Source organism: Bacillus cereus group sp. MG1 (assembly GCF_040460035.1).
Classification (GTDB): Bacteria; Bacillota; Bacilli; order Bacillales; family Bacillaceae_G; genus Bacillus_A; species Bacillus_A cereus.
Map to the genome: position 1 here is coordinate 1,742,742 of NZ_JARVGY010000001.1, position 18,171 is coordinate 1,760,912.

An 18,171-nucleotide genomic window follows, 5' to 3' on the forward strand; every position below is an offset into this window, starting at 1 on the left:
AACTCCCTTTTTTCAAGAATAGCATATTTAACTTGGTTCCAAATAAAAAGAACGGACACAGTATCCTATGTCCGTTCTTCCCCTCACACATACTTCCGATGCACCATCTTCCCATCATAAGAAAACACAACACCCTTACTCTCCACAATCGACTCCATATGCACCGTTCTTCCCCACAGCTGATGAAGATATGGTAATACTTTTTCTAAATATTTTAAATCGAGCTCAATTCCTTCGTAACTATGTTTAATGTACAATTCTCCGTTCTTTAAGTAGTCTCCATCTTCTACTACTAAATACGGGAATCCACCATTTGTACGCATATTTACGAGCTGATCACGTACATGTTCCCACTCTTTATCTATTACTTTATATTCTTTTCCCTGGCGCTGGAATAAGTACATATCTTCTCTCATTACGAGATCTTTGTTTAAGTAGTTTCTTAAAAACGATACATCCCATTCGATTTCGCGTACTTCAAAGATTTTGTCACGGCCAGATCCTGGTTTTACGCCTCGTCGTTTCATTTCTTCAGTCGGATTGTTGTACCGTTCTTCAATATCTTCAAAGATTTTAATACCGAGGTAGTATGGATTAATACTTGTTTTTGATGGCTGAACGACACCTGCATTTAGTTTCGCAAATTCAATTGCTTCATCAGAGGTTAAGTCCATTTCACGAAGTATGCGTTGATGCCAGTAGGATGCCCAGCCTTCGTTCATGATTTTCGTTTCAAGCTGCGGCCAAAAATATAACATTTCTTCGCGCATCATCGTTAATATATCACGCTGCCAATCTTCTAACTCACGGCTATATTCTTCAATAAAGAGAAGTAAATCCTTCTCTGGTTGCGGTGGGATTTTCTTCTTTTTACGTATATTAGAGCGCTCTTGTTTTTTATTTCGGTTATCTAAATTCCATAAATCATCGTATTGCGATACCTTTTTCTTTTCTACTTCTTCCTCTTCTAAATCATCAATACTCCATGCGAGCTTCGGACGCATAAGCGACGGATCAATATGCTCTTGAATGGCAAGTACGGCATCTAAAAATGTTTCTACCTCTGCTTTTCCATACTTATGCTCATAAGCTTTCACACGGTCCGCTGTTGCGGCCATACTCTCTACCATATCTCGCTTCGTATTTGAAAAACGAATATTATTTTTGAAGAAGTCACAGTGTGCTAAAACGTGCGCTACAATTAATTTGTTTTGAATTAAAGAGTTCGTATCTAATAAAAAGGCGTAACATGGATCAGAGTTAATAACGAGTTCGTATATTTTACTAAGTCCTAAATCGTATTGTAATTTCATTCTGAAAAATTGTTTTCCAAAACTCCAATGTGAAAACCTTGTCGGCATCCCATATGCACCAAATGTATAAATAATTTCCGCTGGACATATTTCATAACGCATCGGATAAAAATCAAGCCCAAATCCAGTCGCAATTTCCGTAATTTCCGCAATCGCATATTGCAGTGCTTTATCGTCACTTGCTCTCATTATTTTCCCTCCTTACACTTTCCCTTAAGAAAGTGTATGATGAAGAACAAGCTTTCATGAGGATTGATTGCATAATAAAAAGACACCCCCGCAAAAACGAGAATGTCTCATCTATTAACCTTCAATAATCTCCATCTTCTCCGTAATCGGAGTACGTGCTTTTCCTTCTGGCGCTTTATCGAAATAGCCGATATGAAGAATTCCAACGATACGTTGGCCTCTTGTTAAACCGATTCCTTCTATAAATAATGGATTGTAGTTTAATCCGCCTGATTTCCAAACGCAACCTAATCCGCGTTCCCAAGCAAGAAGTTGGAAGTTTTGCATGAATGCACATGTTGCAGCATAATCTTCATCACGTTGAATTTGACGCGGATCTTCATTTATATATACAACGATTTGTGCAGGCGTGCTTAAAAAACGATCTGATAAAATTTTACCGCGTTTCGCTCTTTCTTCTTCCGTAAAAGAGTTTAATACTGCATCTACTAATTTCTTGCGGCCTTCTCCGATGTATAGTTTACAATTCCATGGTTCACGGTGCTTATGATTTGGTGCCCATGTTGCATCGTTTAATAGTTCAATTAATAAATCTTTTTCTACTGCTTTGTCTGTAAATGTACGAACAGAGCGTCTTTCTTTAATCACATTAGCGATGGAAGTATATGTAGTCATATTTATCTCTCCCTTATTTTTATCTATATGTATAAGTTTATCGTCATCATTGATATTGATTTTCAATTTCGATTATACCTTAGTTTTTTACTATTAATCAATGTTTTATGTTGGAAAACTTCTAAAAACGTCATTTCATACTGTGAATAAAAAAACTTGATTTGTTCACAAGTATTTCACATTTTATGGAAATGATATATGTACAGTTTTCTACATTATCCATCTAGGAGGAGTTTACATGTACAAAAAAATCGCTGTTTGTATGACTATGGCAGCATTATTATGCGGGATATCCACCTTCCCTACATCCGCTGCCACACCAAAAGAAGTAACAATGCATCACCATAAACCAATTCCAGAAGAAGAAATGCAATCGCTAGAAAAACTCGGCTATAACAAACATGAAATTTGGAAAGCTGCTCATATTGCAAGAATTAGTAATAAAGAAATAAAAGATGTTTTAGCTTACTATAAGCAAAATAAATCTTGGGAGAAAACAGCCGAGCATTTCGGTGTAGATCCAAGTAAGCTGAAAAAGCATCATATGAATAAAGAAACAAAGCAAGCACTGCTACAACAGTTAGCAACTATGCAAAAATCCACACCTGATCAGCTAAAGCAAAAAATGAAAGAATATAACATCAAATTGCGTCATCTTACTGTGTTAACAATCATCTCTCAAAAAAGCAATACCCCTCTTGATGATGTATTAAAAATGAAAAAAGATGGAATGGACATTAAACAAATTGCCGAAAAATTAAATGTAAAAAGAGAAGATATACGAGCGGAAATGATGAAATTAGTGAAGTCTATTAAAGAACAAAAAACAAATTAAAATGCTAAAAAGGAAGAGGCTTTCACTACTCTTCCTTTTCTTTATGAACTTTCAATTTTTAAGTATAAATTCCCGTCTTTCCCAAAAACTAACACAAGTAAATGATGTAAGTTAGGGGTGAGAAAATGTTCGGTTTATCATCTAAGAAATCAAAAAAGACTAATACAAAAACACTTTGTTCTATCCCAGAATTTATACAAACCATGAAAGAATCAAGCGATTTTGTCTCTTATAACATACTTAAAGATGAAACGTTGTGCTTGTTTTATTATAAATCTGTCGTGGAAGCACTTATTATTAAACAATTCATTTTAACTCCTATAAAAAAGGAATCGGAACAAATCCAAAACATCTCTGATTTATGTAATATTATCTCTATTGAAGACATTATTACCTCCCCTTCTATTGATGATATTCGTGAAAAATTATTAGGTGGATATATTTTAATACGCTTAAAAAACGATTCGAATCCTGATCAATATGCTTTAATTCGTGCCGAAAGTACTGTTTTAGGAAAACGATTATATAACGATACAGAAAATGAGTATAGCGTAATCGGGCCTAAAATCGGTTTCGTTGAAAACCTTGATACAAATATCCACTTATTACGCCGAAATATCGTAACGGAGCAACTCATTTTTAAAGAAGTTACCGTCGGATCTATATCAAAAACAAAAGTAGCAGTTGCTTATATAGAAGGAATTACAAATGAACAATTTGTCAACACCGCAATTCAACGGCTAGAAGACATTGACTTTGATGTCCCATTTGATTCAACTATGATTGAGCAATTTATTAGTGATAATAGCAATTCACCTTTTCCTGTTCTATTACCTACAGAACGATTAGATCGAGCTGTATTTGCATTAATTAACGGGGAAGTTTTAATTTTAACAGATGGCTCTCCATATGCTTTATCAGGACCAACAACGTTACTGGATTTTTTCATTTCACCAGAAGATTATTATTTACCGTGGATGATTGGATCGTTCTTTCGTATTATTCGTTTTTTCGGAGCTATATTTTCTCTTTTTTCCTCCGCTATTTATACAGCGGCTTTAACATATCATTATCAAATGATCCCTGCCGATCTACTAGGTCCTATTATTTTCTCGAGAGCTAACGTACCTTTTCCTCCTATTCTAGAAGCACTCTTTTTAGAAATTACAATCGAATTGCTTCGTGAAGCAGGGGCGCGTTTACCAACAAAAGTCGGACAAACGATCGGGATTGTTGGGGGGATTGTAATTGGCCAAGCATCTGTTGAAGCAGCTTTAACAAGTACAATTTTATTAATTGCAGTTGCTTTATCCGCCCTTGCATCTTTCACAACACCGACTGTAAAGATGTCTTCTACTATCCGGTTGTTACGCTTTCCGCTTATTCTCTTAGCCGGTGCATTCGGAGGATTAGGCCTCGCTGTCGGATTTGTATTTATTTTAGCTCATTTAATTAAATTAAAATCGCTTGGATCACCTTATTTGTTACCTTTATATCCATTTCGTGGTTTAGGTACAGCAGAAGGTTTTCTTCGATTACCATTTAGTCAAACGGCACAAAGACCTTCTTTTCTTAGACCAAAATCAAAATGGCGCTACAATCCAAACAAATCGAAGCAAAAACGTGATGGTGAGAATGAATGAAAAAAATTTTATTGCACCTTATCATTATCTTCTTCGTTTTACAAACTGGCTGTACACAAACGTATATAGTGGATGCACAGCGTATTATTCATATTGCTGGATTTGACATCACAAAAAACAAAAAATTCCAAGGAACTATTCTATTCCCAGAGTACACACATGGTGTAAAGTCTAAACCAGAGACGCAAACAACATCTGCCCGTTCACTTGAAACAATTGCTTCACGATTAAATGCGAAATCTCCTCACAATGTTGTTGTAGGTCAAATGCGTGTCGTCCTATTTGGAAAGGCTCTAGGGGAACGCGGAATGGGAGAGATTATTACTAACTTACAACGTGACCCAAATATCGGGCGTGATGTACAACTAGCAATTGTAGATGGATCGGCTGAAGAGCTTTTAAATTACGGGAAAAAAAATGGGTCTTTATATATTGCTGATTTACTCGAGCAAAATATAAGAAATGAGAACATTCCACAAACTGAATTAAACATTTTTTTATATAATTATTACTCTTCTGTATGTGATGCCTATGTTCCTTATATTAAAATGGACGATAATCATTCTGTCGCTGTCAAAGGACTTGCCTTTTTAAAAGGCGATAAAGTCGTCATGTATACGGATAAAAGACATTCTGTTTTAGCAAAATTACTTATTAATCCTACGAAAAATGGACGTTACGAAGCAGCAATAAAAAAGGATAAACATAAAGGTATGGTTGTGATACAAAACTTAGCTGGGAAAAACAAATATGATATAGATCAAACTGGCGACATACCAAAAGTAAAAATCCATTTAAAATTAAATGGATTAATTAAAAACTCTCCTAATTGGATTGATTTAAGAAAAGAAACAAATATCAACTATATAAAAAAACAAATTGAACGAAATGTCGAAAAGGACTGTGAAGATTTAATAAAACAATTTCAAGAAAAGGAAATTGATCCGTTAGGAATACGAGATGAAATTAGAAGCCATACGAGAAAATGGAATATAAAACAAATTCGAAATATGTATAAAAATGTAGCGGTAGATATAAATTTAGATCTTAATATTGTACAATCTGGAATCGAAGAATAGTGAGGTGAAATAAGCAATGAATACAATGAATAAAACAAAGACAGTATCTCCATATTTTGCATTTATTTTATTGCATTCTCTCCAGATTGGTATAGGAATTCTCGGATATCAACGTGTAATTTTGAAAAATGCAGGTTATGATGCTTGGATTTCTCTTATTATTGCAGGTATTGCAACTCATATTGTACTGTTTTGTATGTTAAAAATGCTTGAAAAAGACGGAGATTTAATTAGTATTCATACAACAACCTTTGGAAAATGGGTTGGCTCTATATTTTCTGTAATTTTCACTCTTTATTGCTTATTATTTTGCCTTACTGTTCTTCGTACATATATGGAAGTGATACAAGTTTGGATTTTCCCTACCATTAAGTTATGGAAACTTACGCTTATGTTTTTATTAGTCACTTACTACATTATAAAAGGTGGCTTCCGTTCTGTGACAGGGATATGTTTTTGGGGTATTGTTCTTCCTATGTTCGTTGTATTCTTTTTAGTCTATCCGATGAAGTATGCACATTTTCGTAATATTTTACCTATTTTTACACATTCACCTTTTGACATGCTTATATCTGCAAAACACTCTGCATTGGAATTTCTAGGGTTTGAAACAATTCTTATCTTTTATCCCTTTATTGAAAAAGGAAAATCTTTAAAAAGATGGGCCCATGCTGGAATTGCTTTTAGCACCTTAATTTATGTAGTTTTAGCTATCGTATCTTTTATGTATTACAGCGAGGGACAATTAAACCGTACTATTTGGCCTACTTTAACGATGTTAAAAATAATTAAAGTTCCTTTTATTCAGCGCTTTGAATATATTATTATTTTCGTTTGGTTTTTAATTATTTTACCAAACCTTTGCTTAACCATTTGGTCATCATGTCAAACGATGAAGCGTTCCTTTCATATTTCATTTAAATTTACATTACCGTTTTTTATTTTCATCATATTTTCAGCTTCTCTACTTTTCACAAACCGTGAAAGTATCAACACATTAAATACCGTACTATCTCAAGCGGGTTTATATATTGTATACGCTTATATCCCAATTTTATTTCTATTCCATTCGCTAAGATGGCGCTTCAAAAATCAGTCAAAAAAATCTTCAACCGATACACCGTAATCTCTGATACAATTTGATTAATACATTTGTAAAGGGGACAAGCGAATGAAAAAGTATGTATTTTCTTTACTTGCAGTACTAAGCTTAATTCTTGCTGGATGCGGAAGTACTGGTACAAATGACCAAAAATCTTCTGAATCAAAACAAGAAGAACATGACCACGCATCGCACACTCAGCAAGCTGACATTCAAGAGAAAACAAAAGGAGTCGACACACTTCCAACCTTCCTAGATAAGCTTGATCCACAAATGAAAGATATCTACACCGTCGCTGGACAAAATGCAGAGCTATTAGATTGGATTCCATGCTATTGTGGTTGTGGTGAAAGTGTAGGACATAAAAATAATAAAAACTGCTTTATTCGTGAAATTAAAAAGAATGGTGAAGTTGTTTGGGACTCCCATGCAACGACTTGCGTCAATTGCCTAGAAATTGCAGTTGAATCTGCTTCCATGAAACAAAAAGGAAAATCAACGCTTGAAATTCGTAACTATATCGATAATAAATACAAAGAAGGCTATGGCAAACCAACACCTACGCCAATGCCAAAAGCTTAAAAAACGAGGGAATTCCTCGTTTTTTCTTTTCATTCTCATTTTTTCTTAACAAATTCTTTCAAGTGTATTTCTCCTTAGTTATCACACACTATATATAACTCTCGGTAAGGAGGGTACACAGTGCAAACATATAACGACTATGATAAAGCTCTCTATTACACGTATTGCTGTAATTGGGATAAATTACTCGTTCTCATGGTTCAAACGAACGATCAATTATTTTCTAAGCGTATTGAGCATTTTTTACACGCTTATCAATACAGCAAGGAACTGCCAGAAGTTGATAAACAATTGCAGCTCCTATTTCAATATATTGACCACGCATCCCAAAAGTCGCATGTAGAAGAAGTAGAACAAATTCAAATGTAAACTATAGCGCTATTCTCTTCCGGAGAATGGCGCTTTTTTTAAATTTTTATATCAATAAAAGTTTCTCCTCATAAAACTTTTATTGATAAACATATTTTTTCTTTCTTTTCCATACCACTTCATACTATAATTTAGTATGTAACTATTATAAGAGAGGTATAAAATATGGGACGAGAAAAAAAGCAAGAATATGCTTTACTTACCGCATGGGGAGCTTCTTTTATCGCTACACTGGGAAGTCTTTATTTTTCCGAAATCATGAAATTTGAGCCTTGTGTACTTTGTTGGTATCAACGTATTTTTATGTATCCATTCGTTTTATGGCTCGGTATCGCTGTAGCAAAAAAAGATTATCGCATCGCAAGTTATTCTTTACCAATTGCAAGTATTGGTGCTTGTATTTCTTTATATCACTATGCAATTCAAAAAGTCCCAGCGTTTTCAGCTGCTGGAGCAGCTTGCGGTCGTGTACCCTGCACCGGAGAATTTATAAACTGGTTTGGTTTTATTACAATCCCGTTTTTAGCACTTATCGGCTTTATTACAATCGCTGTTTGTAGCTTTATTGTCATCAAAAACAAATAAGGAGATGAAAGAATGAAAAAAATGCTTATATTTGGTGGTATTATTATCGCCTTGTTCGTAGCAATTTTCGCTGTCACACAAATGGAAGAAAAAAATGCTACTAGCCAAAAGATTGATAATCCTACTGAAAGTAAGACAAACGGTCCTGACTACTACACAAATAAAATCTCTCTTTCAGATCTTCAAAAGAACTTAAAAGAGAAAAAAGAAGAAACAGTATACTTTTATCAAACATCTTGCGTTCATTGCCAAAAATTATCTCCTGTCCTCGTGCCAATGGCTAAAGACTTAAACGTTGATATGAAAGTTATGGATATTGAAAAATTAGATGCTCCTTGGGATGAATATAAAATTCAAGGAACACCAACAATCATTCATTTTAAAGATGGCAAAGAAGTGAGCCGTATTAGCGGTGAACAGCCGAAAGATAAATTAAAAGAATGGCTTGAGCAAACGAAAAAGTAACTAGAAAAGGAAACTCCTTCTACACATGAAATGGGTGTAAAATCCCACACTAATGTATAAGGAGGGGGTTTTATGCCAGAAGTAAGATGTTCTGTTTCCAACTGTTCTTTTTGGGGACAAGGTAACTTTTGTCAAGCAAGTGCGATCATCGTTCAGCCTGATGCAGATGAAACTGGTCAAACTGAAAATGATTCATATACAGCTGCTGTTTTAACAAACGAGACGCTAGAAAGTTCTGTAGCAACGAGTGTAGAAACTTGTTGTCATACATTTAAGCCTAAATATTAAACAAAAAAAGCATGCGATTAATCGTATGCTTTTTACATTCCCCTCCAAAAATCATGCATAATAAAAAAGTACAAAATAACGAGAACGGCCGTCCCGCATAAGGTAATGCGCCGATATATACTCTTCTCTCCTTCCCTCGCTTTCACAAACGCCCAAATAAATCCGAAGAACAATATTAAATCAACATATGGAACATAAAAAGAAAAGACGAGAAACGCATATAAATACACGATAAATAAACAGGTCGTTACTAAAAAAACTTTAAACGCAAATTCACTTTTCATAATATAACCGCCCCCTATCTGTACTGTATTATATTCAGCAAAATATAATAGTTGCAGTTAAACTCCAAGTATAAATAAGCTACCGTCTATAAAACGGTAGCCATTACGGAACATTGTATTTCCGTTTATATATATTACTTAAAATCGAAGAAGGAATTTGCTCGTAACGAATTTTCTCTCCTGTTTCATCTATAATATACGAATTGTTTCCTATATAATATATTCCATCTTTTCGTTTTGAGTACACTGGATATCTTTCATTTGGCAATACCGTTTTCACTTTCGTTAACTGTCCATTTGGTTCTTGCCAATATATATCCGCGCGGTCTACTAACGTAAGTACTCCAATTTGTTCTTCTTCTATTTTCCGACTATTCCAGCTCACAACGCGATAACCAAGCTTATTCGCTTCATATTCGGGGCTCGTATGAAAACGAGAAATGATTACTTTTGTTTGTAATTGTACTCTGTCATACAACCATTGTATATCCCTGTCATGCATGCGAATACAACCATTTGATTCCCTACTTCCAATCGTCCATTCCCGATTTGTCCCGTGAATCGCATATTCATTCTTATCTAGTCCAAGCCACCTCGTACCGAGAGGATTATTCGGTGCACCCCCAGGTATTTTTTTTCGATGGTATTCTTTATTTTTAAATTTAGTTATAATACAAAAGTTACCTTCAGGCGTAGGTGTACGATCTCTTCCAGTCGTTACTGGAAATGTTTTTGTATAATTTCCATTCTCAAAAAAAGACAACTGATTTGTCGTAAGATTCACTAATATTAAATGATCTGTATTAGCAAAAGCACTAACCGGTAGGATGAAAAATAATAGTATGACGAAACATAACTTTTTCAGCTATATCCCCCCTAGCGCTCACTATAATAAGTGGAATTAACATTACTTTGCTCTTATAAATGAAAACTATCCATTTACAATAACGCCCCCATTTACATGTATCATTTGTCCAGTAACATAAGAAGAATCACCAGACGCTAAATATACGTATGCCGGCGCTAACTCATATGGTTGACCAGGCCTTTGCATTGGGACATTGCTCCCAAACTGAGAGACTTTCTTCTCATCAAAGCTCGATGGAATAAGCGGTGTCCAAATCGGTCCTGGTGCAACACCATTTACCCGAATCCCTTTTTGCACTAACGATTGAGAAAGTGATCTTGTAAAAGCTACGATTGCTCCTTTCGTCGCGGAATAATCAATTAACGTTTCATTTCCTTCATATGCAACGATAGATGCCGTATTTATAATGACATCCCCTTTCTTCAAATGAGAAAGGGCTGCTTTCGCAACGTGAAAATAAGAAAAAATATTAATACGAAAAGTCTTTTCTAGCTGTTCTGCTGTAATATACTCTAGTCCTTGCTGCGGATATTGCTGCGCGACATTATTTACCAAAACCTGTAAACTACCTAGCTGCTGGACGGTCTCTTGAACAACATCTTTACAATGCTGTTCATCACTTAAATCACCCGGCAACAATACACACTTTACACCTTCTTTCTCAACATATTGCTTCGTCTCATTAGCATCTTCTTCCTCATCTAAATAAGCAATCGCAACATTTGCTCCTTCTTTTGCAAAAGCGATGGAAACTGCTCGTCCAATTCCGCTATCTCCCCCTGTAATTAATACATTCTTTCCTTTTAACTTTTCGCTACCTTTATAATTGGGATCTTCAAACTGTGGTAGAGGATTCATTAATGATTCAATACCAGGCTGCTTATTTTGATGTTGCGCAGGCATTGTTATAAAGTTTTTTTGCTGTGGCATAGCTGCTTTCAACTCCTTTTCCTTAGCATGTGCACAATAAAAAGCTGAAATTCACACATCGGTTTACGATTAATATTCGAATTTAAGACACAAAATATGAATTGTTATAAACTTTTTATGCAAAACTATTGCAAAATAGATAAAAAACGAATATTATATATAACTGTTGTGAAAATTATTCGTAAACAGAAAGGATGTTTATATGTTTAACCTTTCAAAACATAAAACTTCTATTAAAACTGAAATTATGGCAGGTATTATTACCTTCTTAACAATGGCATATATCATTGTCGTAAACCCTGTTATCCTTGGAGATGCAGGTGTTCCATTTGAACAAGCATTTACAGCAACAATTATTGCTGCTGTTGTCGGAACATTATTTATGGCAATCTTTACAAACTTACCAATCGCAATCGCGCCAGGTATGGGATTAAATGCTTACTTCTCTTACTCTGTTGTAAAAGCGCATGAAGGCATGACTTTCGCAATTGCATTCTCTGCTGTATTCGTAGCAGGTATGATTTTAATTTTGCTATCATTTACATCTTTCCGTACAAAATTAATGGAAGCAATTCCTGAAAACTTAAAACATGCAATTACTGCTGGTATCGGGTTATTTATCGCCTTTATCGGTTTACGATTAACTGGTATCGTTACAAAAAATGATGCAAACTTAGTTGGACTTGGTGATCTTCACTCTGCTCCAGTTCTACTAGCATTAGCTGGACTTGGAATTACTATTATCCTTATGTCTTTAAATGTAAATGGCGCACTATTTATCGGTATGCTATTAACTGGTATTATCGCTTTCTTCACAGGACAATTAACATTCTCAAACGGTGTTACATCAATGCCTGGATTACCAGAAGGAATTATCGTTTCAAATCCAATTACTGCTGTATCTGACGTAATTAACTACGGATTATACGGCGTTGTATTTTCATTCTTCCTTGTTACATTATTTGATACAACAGGTACATTACTTGGGGTAGCTCAACAAGGTGGATTTATGAAAGACGGAAAACTCCCAAAAGCTGGACGAGCTCTTCTATCTGACTCATTCTCAGCAACTATTGGTTCTATGTTCGGAACGACACCATCAACAGCTTACATTGAATCATCTGCTGGTGTTGCAGCTGGTGGTCGTACTGGTTTAACAACTGTTACAGTAGCTGTTCTATTCGCACTAGCAGCATTCTTCGGACCATTAGTAAGTGCTGTCTCTGGTGTATCAGCTATTACTGCTCCATCATTAATTATCGTTGGTAGTCTTATGATGGGTTCAGTTCGCCACATCGATTGGGACACATTTGATGAAGCATTCCCAGCATTTTTAGTAATCTTAAGCATGCCTCTTACATCAAGTATCGCAACAGGTATCGCACTTGGATTTATTTCATATCCACTTATGAAAGTGGCAAAAGGTAAATTCCGTGCTGTTCACCCACTTGTATATGTATTTGGAATTTTGTTTGCTTATCAATTGATATTCTTACCACATTAAAAAAGTAGAGCATCGAAATCCGATGCTCTACTTTTCTTTTACAACAATCATTCAAACTATAAAGGCACCTCCAAAATATGAAGAAGGTTATAACCTTTTAATACTTCTCTTCTACCTTTAATTCTTTACTATACTTTTGAATGAAAACTGATGAAATAACCATTACTATGCCCACACTAAAACCAATAAGTTGATCTATTAACATTTCATCATGAATAAACCAGCGAAGTAAAAATACGCTACCAAAAATAAACATCATAATAAACCCAGTATGCCTAAGTCCTTTATAGACATTTTCCATATGTATCACCTCTTCACATAGCATTATCCATATTATACCATACAACCATCAAGTAACCGTATCGTCCTCTGACAATATGCAGCTACCTTTTGATCATGTGTAACAACTAACACTGTTTTTCCTTCTTTATTAATCTCTTGTAAAATACTCATAATTTTCTCCCCATTTTCTTGATCAAGAGCACCAGTCGGTTCATCAGCAAGTATAATTTTTGTATCTTGTGCTAAAGCCCTTGCTATTGCTGTTCTTTGCTGTTCTCCTCCTGATAACTCGTAAGGATATTTGTTAATATGCCTCTCAAGCCCTACCATTTTCAGCATTTCTTTTGATATTTGCATACGTTTCTTATGAGAAATTCTTCTATATATAAGCGGAAGCATTACATTTTCAACAACTGTATAATCATCTAATAGCGAAAAGTTCTGAAACACAAATCCAACTTCCGTGTTTCTATACTTATGATAATTTGACTTGAATGTACTCGTATCCATTCCATCTAAAAAATACTTTCCAGTAGAGGGGCTATCAATTAAGCCAATAATGTTAAGCAAGGTTGATTTCCCAGAACCAGATGGTCCCATAATGGCTATCATTTCGCCTTTTTCTATTGTAAGATTAATATCTTGTAAAGCACTAAAATTACTCTTTCCGTATCCCTTAGCCACATTTGCGAGCTGAATCATCTATAACACCTCTTTCATATATGTATTTTTTATTTTTAGTACATTGAAATAAATGATTGCATATATAACGAGGATCATTACAATTGATAAAGCACCTATAACAACCAATGATTCTATAGAGACTTTTAACGTTCCAAAGAAAGATACTATACTATTTTCTAGCCCTTTCTGAATTTCAATTACTCCGCTATTCTCCCATTGAAAATACATTATGCCTATACATATCGCTAAAACGAATAGCAACATATACTCAATAATAAATGGAAGACATATTTGAAAAGTGCTTGCACCTAACGCTGATCTAATAGAAATATTTTTACGCTCCATATAAAGTGCTGCCATTGATGTTAATACAATAGATAGAAATGAAAAAAATAAGACTGTACCGCTTAATAATAAGGGGTATGACATATTATCAATACCTTGTTTTTCGTTTTCTAACAATTTATTCGGATTTGTAACATAATACGAATAACCCTTACCTTCTGTTACCTTTAATACTTTCTTTTGAAGTTCATTTATATTTATCTTATCATTTGTTTCTATAATTAACCCATTGTATAAAAGTTCTACACTATAGAACTCTATTTCTTCTGTTCCAATTGGTAAAATCGCCATGTCATCTAATAATGTAATACGATTATCCGATATTTCACCACTTCGAGGATATGTAAATGGTGAATTTTTTTCTAAAAAACCAATTACTTTTAGCTTCATTTTTAAAGATGGTATAACATCACCAATAGATACCTTTTCTATATAATTAGCCCCTAATATAACAGGTCTAATATCAAATACTGATTTATGAAATTCCGATTCCTCAAAATATCTTCCTTGTGAAATTCGTATACGAAAGTACTTATTAATATCTTTATCAACAATAAGAGTCTTTATCGTTCCATTTTCTTTTTTTAAACTAAGTGAATAGTTACGGAACAGATAATTAGTTTTATTTGTTATTGGTATCATATTAGATAACCCTTGCATGAAATGTTGATAATCATTTTTCGCTTTTTCTTCGCTAAACAAGGTTATATCTTGCGTCGCATAAAGTTCATAGAAATTTTTATGAGTCGATAAATTATTTGCTACCGTCATCATTTTTCGATATCCCGAAAGATTACTAACAAATTCTATTGCTGAAGAAAATGCAATAATTAAAGAAATTACTATAATCAAACTTGGTAACAACCGTTTTTTCACAGACCGTATAGAATCAAATATAAAAAACATGACGACCTCCTACGTTCTTAAATGTTTTCCGGGATATATATTTATAATGTGCTTGATTGGAATTACAGTAACAAAAATTGTAAGAAAAATTATAAAAATAACATTGCATATCAATACATATAGTGTTAACGGTTTTACTAAGTATGTCTGAAAATAAGTATGAATTGTTCCCGAAAATATTTCTAACGTAATAAAAACTAAGAACATCGCTGCTAGAGAAATAAACAAAATTTGAATATATAGTTCGCAGTAGATAGATATATTAGAAGCACCTACTGCTTTTTTTAATGAAATCTCTCTTTCTTTTTTATAAATCCAAAATAAAACCGCAGAAATGCCAGAAACAATTGCAACAAGAATAAATTTATAATAATACTTATTTGCTGGATCTATATGTGTCACATGTAGTTCTTGAAGATCTCGTTCATTCAGCATTTGAACATCTCCCGAAAGCACTTCTTTACTCCTACCCATAAACTTTTTTATTTCGTTATGAATAGATGATGTAGGATTAACAACTGTTAATTGTAATTGTTTACTCTCGATAATACCTTTTTTAGATATAGTAGGTAAGTTTTGAAGTGGAACGTATATGCCTGCTACACCTACGTCACTGTCTTTTCTTGATATAGTTCCTATTTTTTTATATGTATCATCAAATTCATATAACTCCTCTACATTCGTTTGATCGCCAACAACCATATCGTTTACATTTTCACGATGAAAATATTGTCCTTCAGAAATATATGGCTTCCAATAATAATCATCTTTTAAATTCACAGCTATGATCTTTGTTGCCCCTGAACTATTTAATACTTTTAAATGCTCTACATAAATATCACTTTTAACAAAAGTATCTTGTATGAAAGGAATTATCTCTTCCAATTCAGTTGCATTCGCTATCGGAACAGTTAAAACTTGGTTCTTCTCTGGAAAACCAATTTGAAAAGCAGATATAAAGTTTCGTTTAGACTCTGTTAAAAGTGCGGCTATTGATATAGAAAGAAAAGAAATAAAAAATGACATAAGGAGAATTAAGAAAAACAGTTTATTGCTTTTTATATTTTTAAAAGCTAGGTACATGTCTGTGCTCCTTTTAAATAAGAAGGAGATGATGAACATCCCCTTCTCCTTATCTAAATATTTATAAAGACAGCGGTTTAATGCTTTTTACCACTGTAATCATAAGTTACCATTACTATCAAAAGTACCTTTGTGTGTATCTTCTTGATAGTCATTATTCTCATTTGCATAATGCTCCGAGTATAGTCCTTTTGCACCAAAGGCGTTATATGCACCATTACTCACAGTTGCGTTTAATGCTCTTCCAGATTCATGGGATCCTAATTTGTCTGAAGCGCTTTCAATATATGAATTATTTCCATTTGATTTAATAAAAGAAATTGCTACTGAACAACGAGATGCATTTTGATTCGTAGTAGTTTGAGCTCTGTAAGATAGTAGGTTACCGCTTTTGTGACCGCTTAGAGTTGGATAGAATGCACTTGTTGAGGTTGATGTTGCTAATAATACTAAAGTCGTAATTGAAAAAACTTTTCCTTTCATTAACAATCACCTCATAAATTTAATAGTTTAGTAGCGCTACATCATCATAATATCCTTTAAATAAATTCTCCTCAACAAAAAATCCCAATGTTTTACAAACTCTTTAAACACTTAAACATTCATACATTTTTAAAAAGTAACGTATAAGTAGCAATATAAAAAAGCTGCGGAGAAACTCTTCTCCGCAGCCTAATACTTATTTTTGCAAGAACGCCTTTAAATCTGCAAACTGTCTCTTTGCATCTTCATAGCCTTGCTCGTATAAATTTTGTAGTTTTGCTTTATCTTTTTCCATACGATCTACTTGAAGCGGCACTTCTGGGCGAATAACAAATAAATTACCAGCTTGCTCTTCTTTTTCAATATAGTGAAGTGTTTCATTATACACTTCATAACGATTGAGCATCGTGTTAACAAGATTCGGATATTTTTTATAAGCTTTCGCAGCAACCCATCCAAACCTTGATTTTTTCTTCGCGTAGCCATGATTTCTCGTTAAAATAACGACTGATTTTTTAAATCCATCCTCTTGCGCTTTACGAACTGGAATTGGATCAGAAATCCCGCCATCTAACAGTTGTTTACCGCGGTAATTTACTACCGGTGCAATGAAAGGCAATGAACTAGACGCTTGTAATAAATTTAGCGCATCATCATTCGTTCCTTCTTTTTCAAAATAAACAGATTGCCCTGTTTCACAATCCGTCGTTCCTACAAGGAAACGTTCCGGGCTATTAAAGTATGTTTCAAAATCAAACGGCACATACTTTTCTGGAATTTCATGAAAAATGAAATCCATATCAAATAGCTGACGTTTTCTCCATAAGTTTTTATACGATAAATATTTCGGATGTGATGCATAATCAATATTGACCGTTTTATTTCTATTTCTTTGTCTGGAAAGATACGACGCTGCATGACAAGCACCAGCTGATACACCGATTACATATGGAAAATATAAATCTTGTTCCATAAAGTATTCTAATATCCCGCCCGTGTACACACCACGCATACCGCCGCCTTCTAATACTAACCCCGTATTTTCAAGCATGTTACTCTCTCCTCTATATATATTGACTCTTTAATTATTCACCATGTTAAGTATCTTTTTCTATTATATATGAGTTCTTTCAGAAATTATATTTAAAAGACTTGAGAAAAAGGAGTTTTTTCTTCCAATTATATTTCCAAATGATCGGAGACATCCTTTATAAACCTTTGAATAAAGTCTTGCTCTTCTTTCGTATATCCATCTAAAAGTAACAACCACTTTTCTTCAGCTTGCTTATGCAATTTTTCATGAGCTTTATATATTTTATTCCCACTTTCCGTTAAGCGGAAGAAGATTTCTTTTTGATTATCTAACATTTGCATCTTCTCAACGAATTGCTTTTGAAACAACTTTGTACAAATTTTAGAGATTGCTCCCTTCGTCATGCCCATTTCTGTCGTAATTGCCGTTACATTTATCAAACCATTTTTTCCGATACATTCGATTACATGTAACTCAGATAAAGACATACTACTTACACCTGTCTCACGAAGAAACTTCTCATTTTGTCGTTTTAAATGTTCTTCTTTTTTATGCAAAAGTGTACGAATGTCCGAAAGTATTTCCATTTGCTTCGTTGCATGCTTCAATCCGTTCGCCTCCTAAGTTTCCAAAGAAACAATTTA

Annotated in this window: 22 protein-coding genes; 10 read left to right on the forward strand and 12 right to left on the reverse strand. The window is 34.0% G+C overall.

Annotated elements, in window-relative coordinates; all coding sequences use genetic code 11:
• Window positions 1–83: 83 nt before the first annotated feature.
• Both spoVR and QCI79_RS09060 read right to left on the reverse strand, forming a co-directional pair.
• Complete coding sequence (gene spoVR / locus QCI79_RS09055) at window positions 84–1,502, reverse strand: stage V sporulation protein SpoVR (protein WP_001202700.1); 1,419 nt, start codon at window positions 1,500–1,502, stop codon at window positions 84–86.
• A gap of 114 nt (window positions 1,503–1,616) precedes the next feature.
• Window positions 1,617–2,177: a nitroreductase family protein gene (locus QCI79_RS09060; protein WP_000214819.1), complete on the reverse strand. Its 561-nt coding sequence runs from the start codon at window positions 2,175–2,177 to the stop codon at window positions 1,617–1,619.
• Window positions 2,178–2,415: 238 nt separating this feature from the next.
• Between QCI79_RS09060 and QCI79_RS09065 the strand changes: the two genes are divergently transcribed.
• The 9 genes from QCI79_RS09065 (at window position 2,416) to QCI79_RS09105 (ending at window position 9,125) form a co-directional block, all read left to right on the forward strand.
• Window positions 2,416–3,012: a hypothetical protein gene (locus QCI79_RS09065; RefSeq protein ID WP_000276967.1), complete on the forward strand. Its 597-nt coding sequence runs from the start codon at window positions 2,416–2,418 to the stop codon at window positions 3,010–3,012.
• Between the two features lie 125 nt (window positions 3,013–3,137).
• Window positions 3,138–4,655, forward strand: a complete 1,518-nt coding sequence (locus QCI79_RS09070; protein WP_000467486.1) for a spore germination protein — start codon at window positions 3,138–3,140, stop codon at window positions 4,653–4,655.
• Window positions 4,652–5,734, forward strand: a complete 1,083-nt coding sequence (locus QCI79_RS09075) for a Ger(x)C family spore germination protein (RefSeq protein ID WP_021727558.1) — start codon at window positions 4,652–4,654, stop codon at window positions 5,732–5,734. The genes QCI79_RS09070 and QCI79_RS09075 overlap by 4 nt, the downstream gene beginning before the upstream one ends.
• Window positions 5,735–5,750: 16 nt before the next feature.
• Window positions 5,751–6,860, forward strand: coding sequence for a GerAB/ArcD/ProY family transporter (locus QCI79_RS09080; RefSeq protein ID WP_001095041.1), 1,110 nt, complete (start codon window positions 5,751–5,753; stop codon window positions 6,858–6,860).
• Window positions 6,861–6,905: 45 nt separating this feature from the next.
• Complete coding sequence (locus QCI79_RS09085) at window positions 6,906–7,418, forward strand: PCYCGC domain-containing protein (protein ID WP_000761029.1); 513 nt, start codon at window positions 6,906–6,908, stop codon at window positions 7,416–7,418.
• 120 nt (window positions 7,419–7,538) lie between these two features.
• Window positions 7,539–7,787, forward strand: a complete 249-nt coding sequence (locus QCI79_RS09090) for a YhdB family protein (RefSeq protein WP_001195459.1) — start codon at window positions 7,539–7,541, stop codon at window positions 7,785–7,787.
• Between the two features lie 165 nt (window positions 7,788–7,952).
• Window positions 7,953–8,372, forward strand: a complete 420-nt coding sequence (locus tag QCI79_RS09095) for a disulfide formation protein C (protein WP_000532264.1) — start codon at window positions 7,953–7,955, stop codon at window positions 8,370–8,372.
• 12 nt (window positions 8,373–8,384) lie between these two features.
• Window positions 8,385–8,837 carry a thioredoxin family protein gene (locus QCI79_RS09100; protein ID WP_000738450.1) on the forward strand — a complete coding sequence of 151 codons (453 nt, stop codon included), beginning with the start codon at window positions 8,385–8,387 and terminating at the stop codon, window positions 8,835–8,837.
• Between the two features lie 72 nt (window positions 8,838–8,909).
• Complete coding sequence (locus tag QCI79_RS09105) at window positions 8,910–9,125, forward strand: DUF1540 domain-containing protein (protein WP_001115481.1); 216 nt, start codon at window positions 8,910–8,912, stop codon at window positions 9,123–9,125.
• Between the two features lie 32 nt (window positions 9,126–9,157).
• On the opposite strand, the gene QCI79_RS09110 is transcribed toward QCI79_RS09105, so the two are convergent.
• The 3 genes from QCI79_RS09110 to QCI79_RS09120 all read right to left on the reverse strand — a co-directional run bounded on the left by QCI79_RS09110 (window position 9,158) and on the right by QCI79_RS09120 (window position 11,207).
• Window positions 9,158–9,409, reverse strand: coding sequence for a hypothetical protein (locus QCI79_RS09110; RefSeq protein WP_000834195.1), 252 nt, complete (start codon window positions 9,407–9,409; stop codon window positions 9,158–9,160).
• 103 nt (window positions 9,410–9,512) lie between these two features.
• Window positions 9,513–10,274 (reverse strand): L,D-transpeptidase, encoded by a 762-nt coding sequence (locus QCI79_RS09115; protein WP_023901200.1) that lies wholly within the window; start codon window positions 10,272–10,274, stop codon window positions 9,513–9,515.
• Between the two features lie 66 nt (window positions 10,275–10,340).
• Window positions 10,341–11,207 (reverse strand): SDR family oxidoreductase, encoded by an 867-nt coding sequence (locus QCI79_RS09120; RefSeq protein WP_001136259.1) that lies wholly within the window; start codon window positions 11,205–11,207, stop codon window positions 10,341–10,343.
• Window positions 11,208–11,409: 202 nt separating this feature from the next.
• Between QCI79_RS09120 and QCI79_RS09125 the strand changes: the two genes are divergently transcribed.
• Complete coding sequence (locus QCI79_RS09125) at window positions 11,410–12,711, forward strand: NCS2 family permease (RefSeq protein ID WP_000482711.1); 1,302 nt, start codon at window positions 11,410–11,412, stop codon at window positions 12,709–12,711.
• Window positions 12,712–12,808: 97 nt separating this feature from the next.
• Here QCI79_RS09125 and QCI79_RS09130 read toward each other — a convergent pair whose 3' ends face one another.
• From QCI79_RS09130 to QCI79_RS09160, 7 genes are all read right to left on the reverse strand, one after another.
• Window positions 12,809–13,012: a hypothetical protein gene (locus QCI79_RS09130; RefSeq protein WP_000432806.1), complete on the reverse strand. Its 204-nt coding sequence runs from the start codon at window positions 13,010–13,012 to the stop codon at window positions 12,809–12,811.
• A 32-nt stretch (window positions 13,013–13,044) separates the two neighbouring features.
• Entirely contained in the window at window positions 13,045–13,695 is a 651-nt protein-coding gene (locus tag QCI79_RS09135; RefSeq protein WP_000615295.1) for an ABC transporter ATP-binding protein, read from the reverse strand.
• Window positions 13,696–14,928, reverse strand: a complete 1,233-nt coding sequence (locus QCI79_RS09140; protein WP_000465075.1) for an ABC transporter permease — start codon at window positions 14,926–14,928, stop codon at window positions 13,696–13,698. It lies immediately after the preceding gene.
• A gap of 9 nt (window positions 14,929–14,937) precedes the next feature.
• Window positions 14,938–16,011: an ABC transporter permease gene (locus tag QCI79_RS09145; protein ID WP_000280230.1), complete on the reverse strand. Its 1,074-nt coding sequence runs from the start codon at window positions 16,009–16,011 to the stop codon at window positions 14,938–14,940.
• Window positions 16,012–16,110: 99 nt separating this feature from the next.
• Window positions 16,111–16,494, reverse strand: a complete 384-nt coding sequence (locus QCI79_RS09150) for a hypothetical protein (RefSeq protein ID WP_000676991.1) — start codon at window positions 16,492–16,494, stop codon at window positions 16,111–16,113.
• Window positions 16,495–16,690: 196 nt separating this feature from the next.
• Window positions 16,691–17,545, reverse strand: coding sequence for a patatin-like phospholipase family protein (locus QCI79_RS09155; RefSeq protein ID WP_000892690.1), 855 nt, complete (start codon window positions 17,543–17,545; stop codon window positions 16,691–16,693).
• Between the two features lie 128 nt (window positions 17,546–17,673).
• Window positions 17,674–18,135 carry a MarR family transcriptional regulator gene (locus tag QCI79_RS09160; RefSeq protein WP_000679675.1) on the reverse strand — a complete coding sequence of 154 codons (462 nt, stop codon included), beginning with the start codon at window positions 18,133–18,135 and terminating at the stop codon, window positions 17,674–17,676.
• Between the last annotated feature and the right edge of the window lie 36 nt (window positions 18,136–18,171).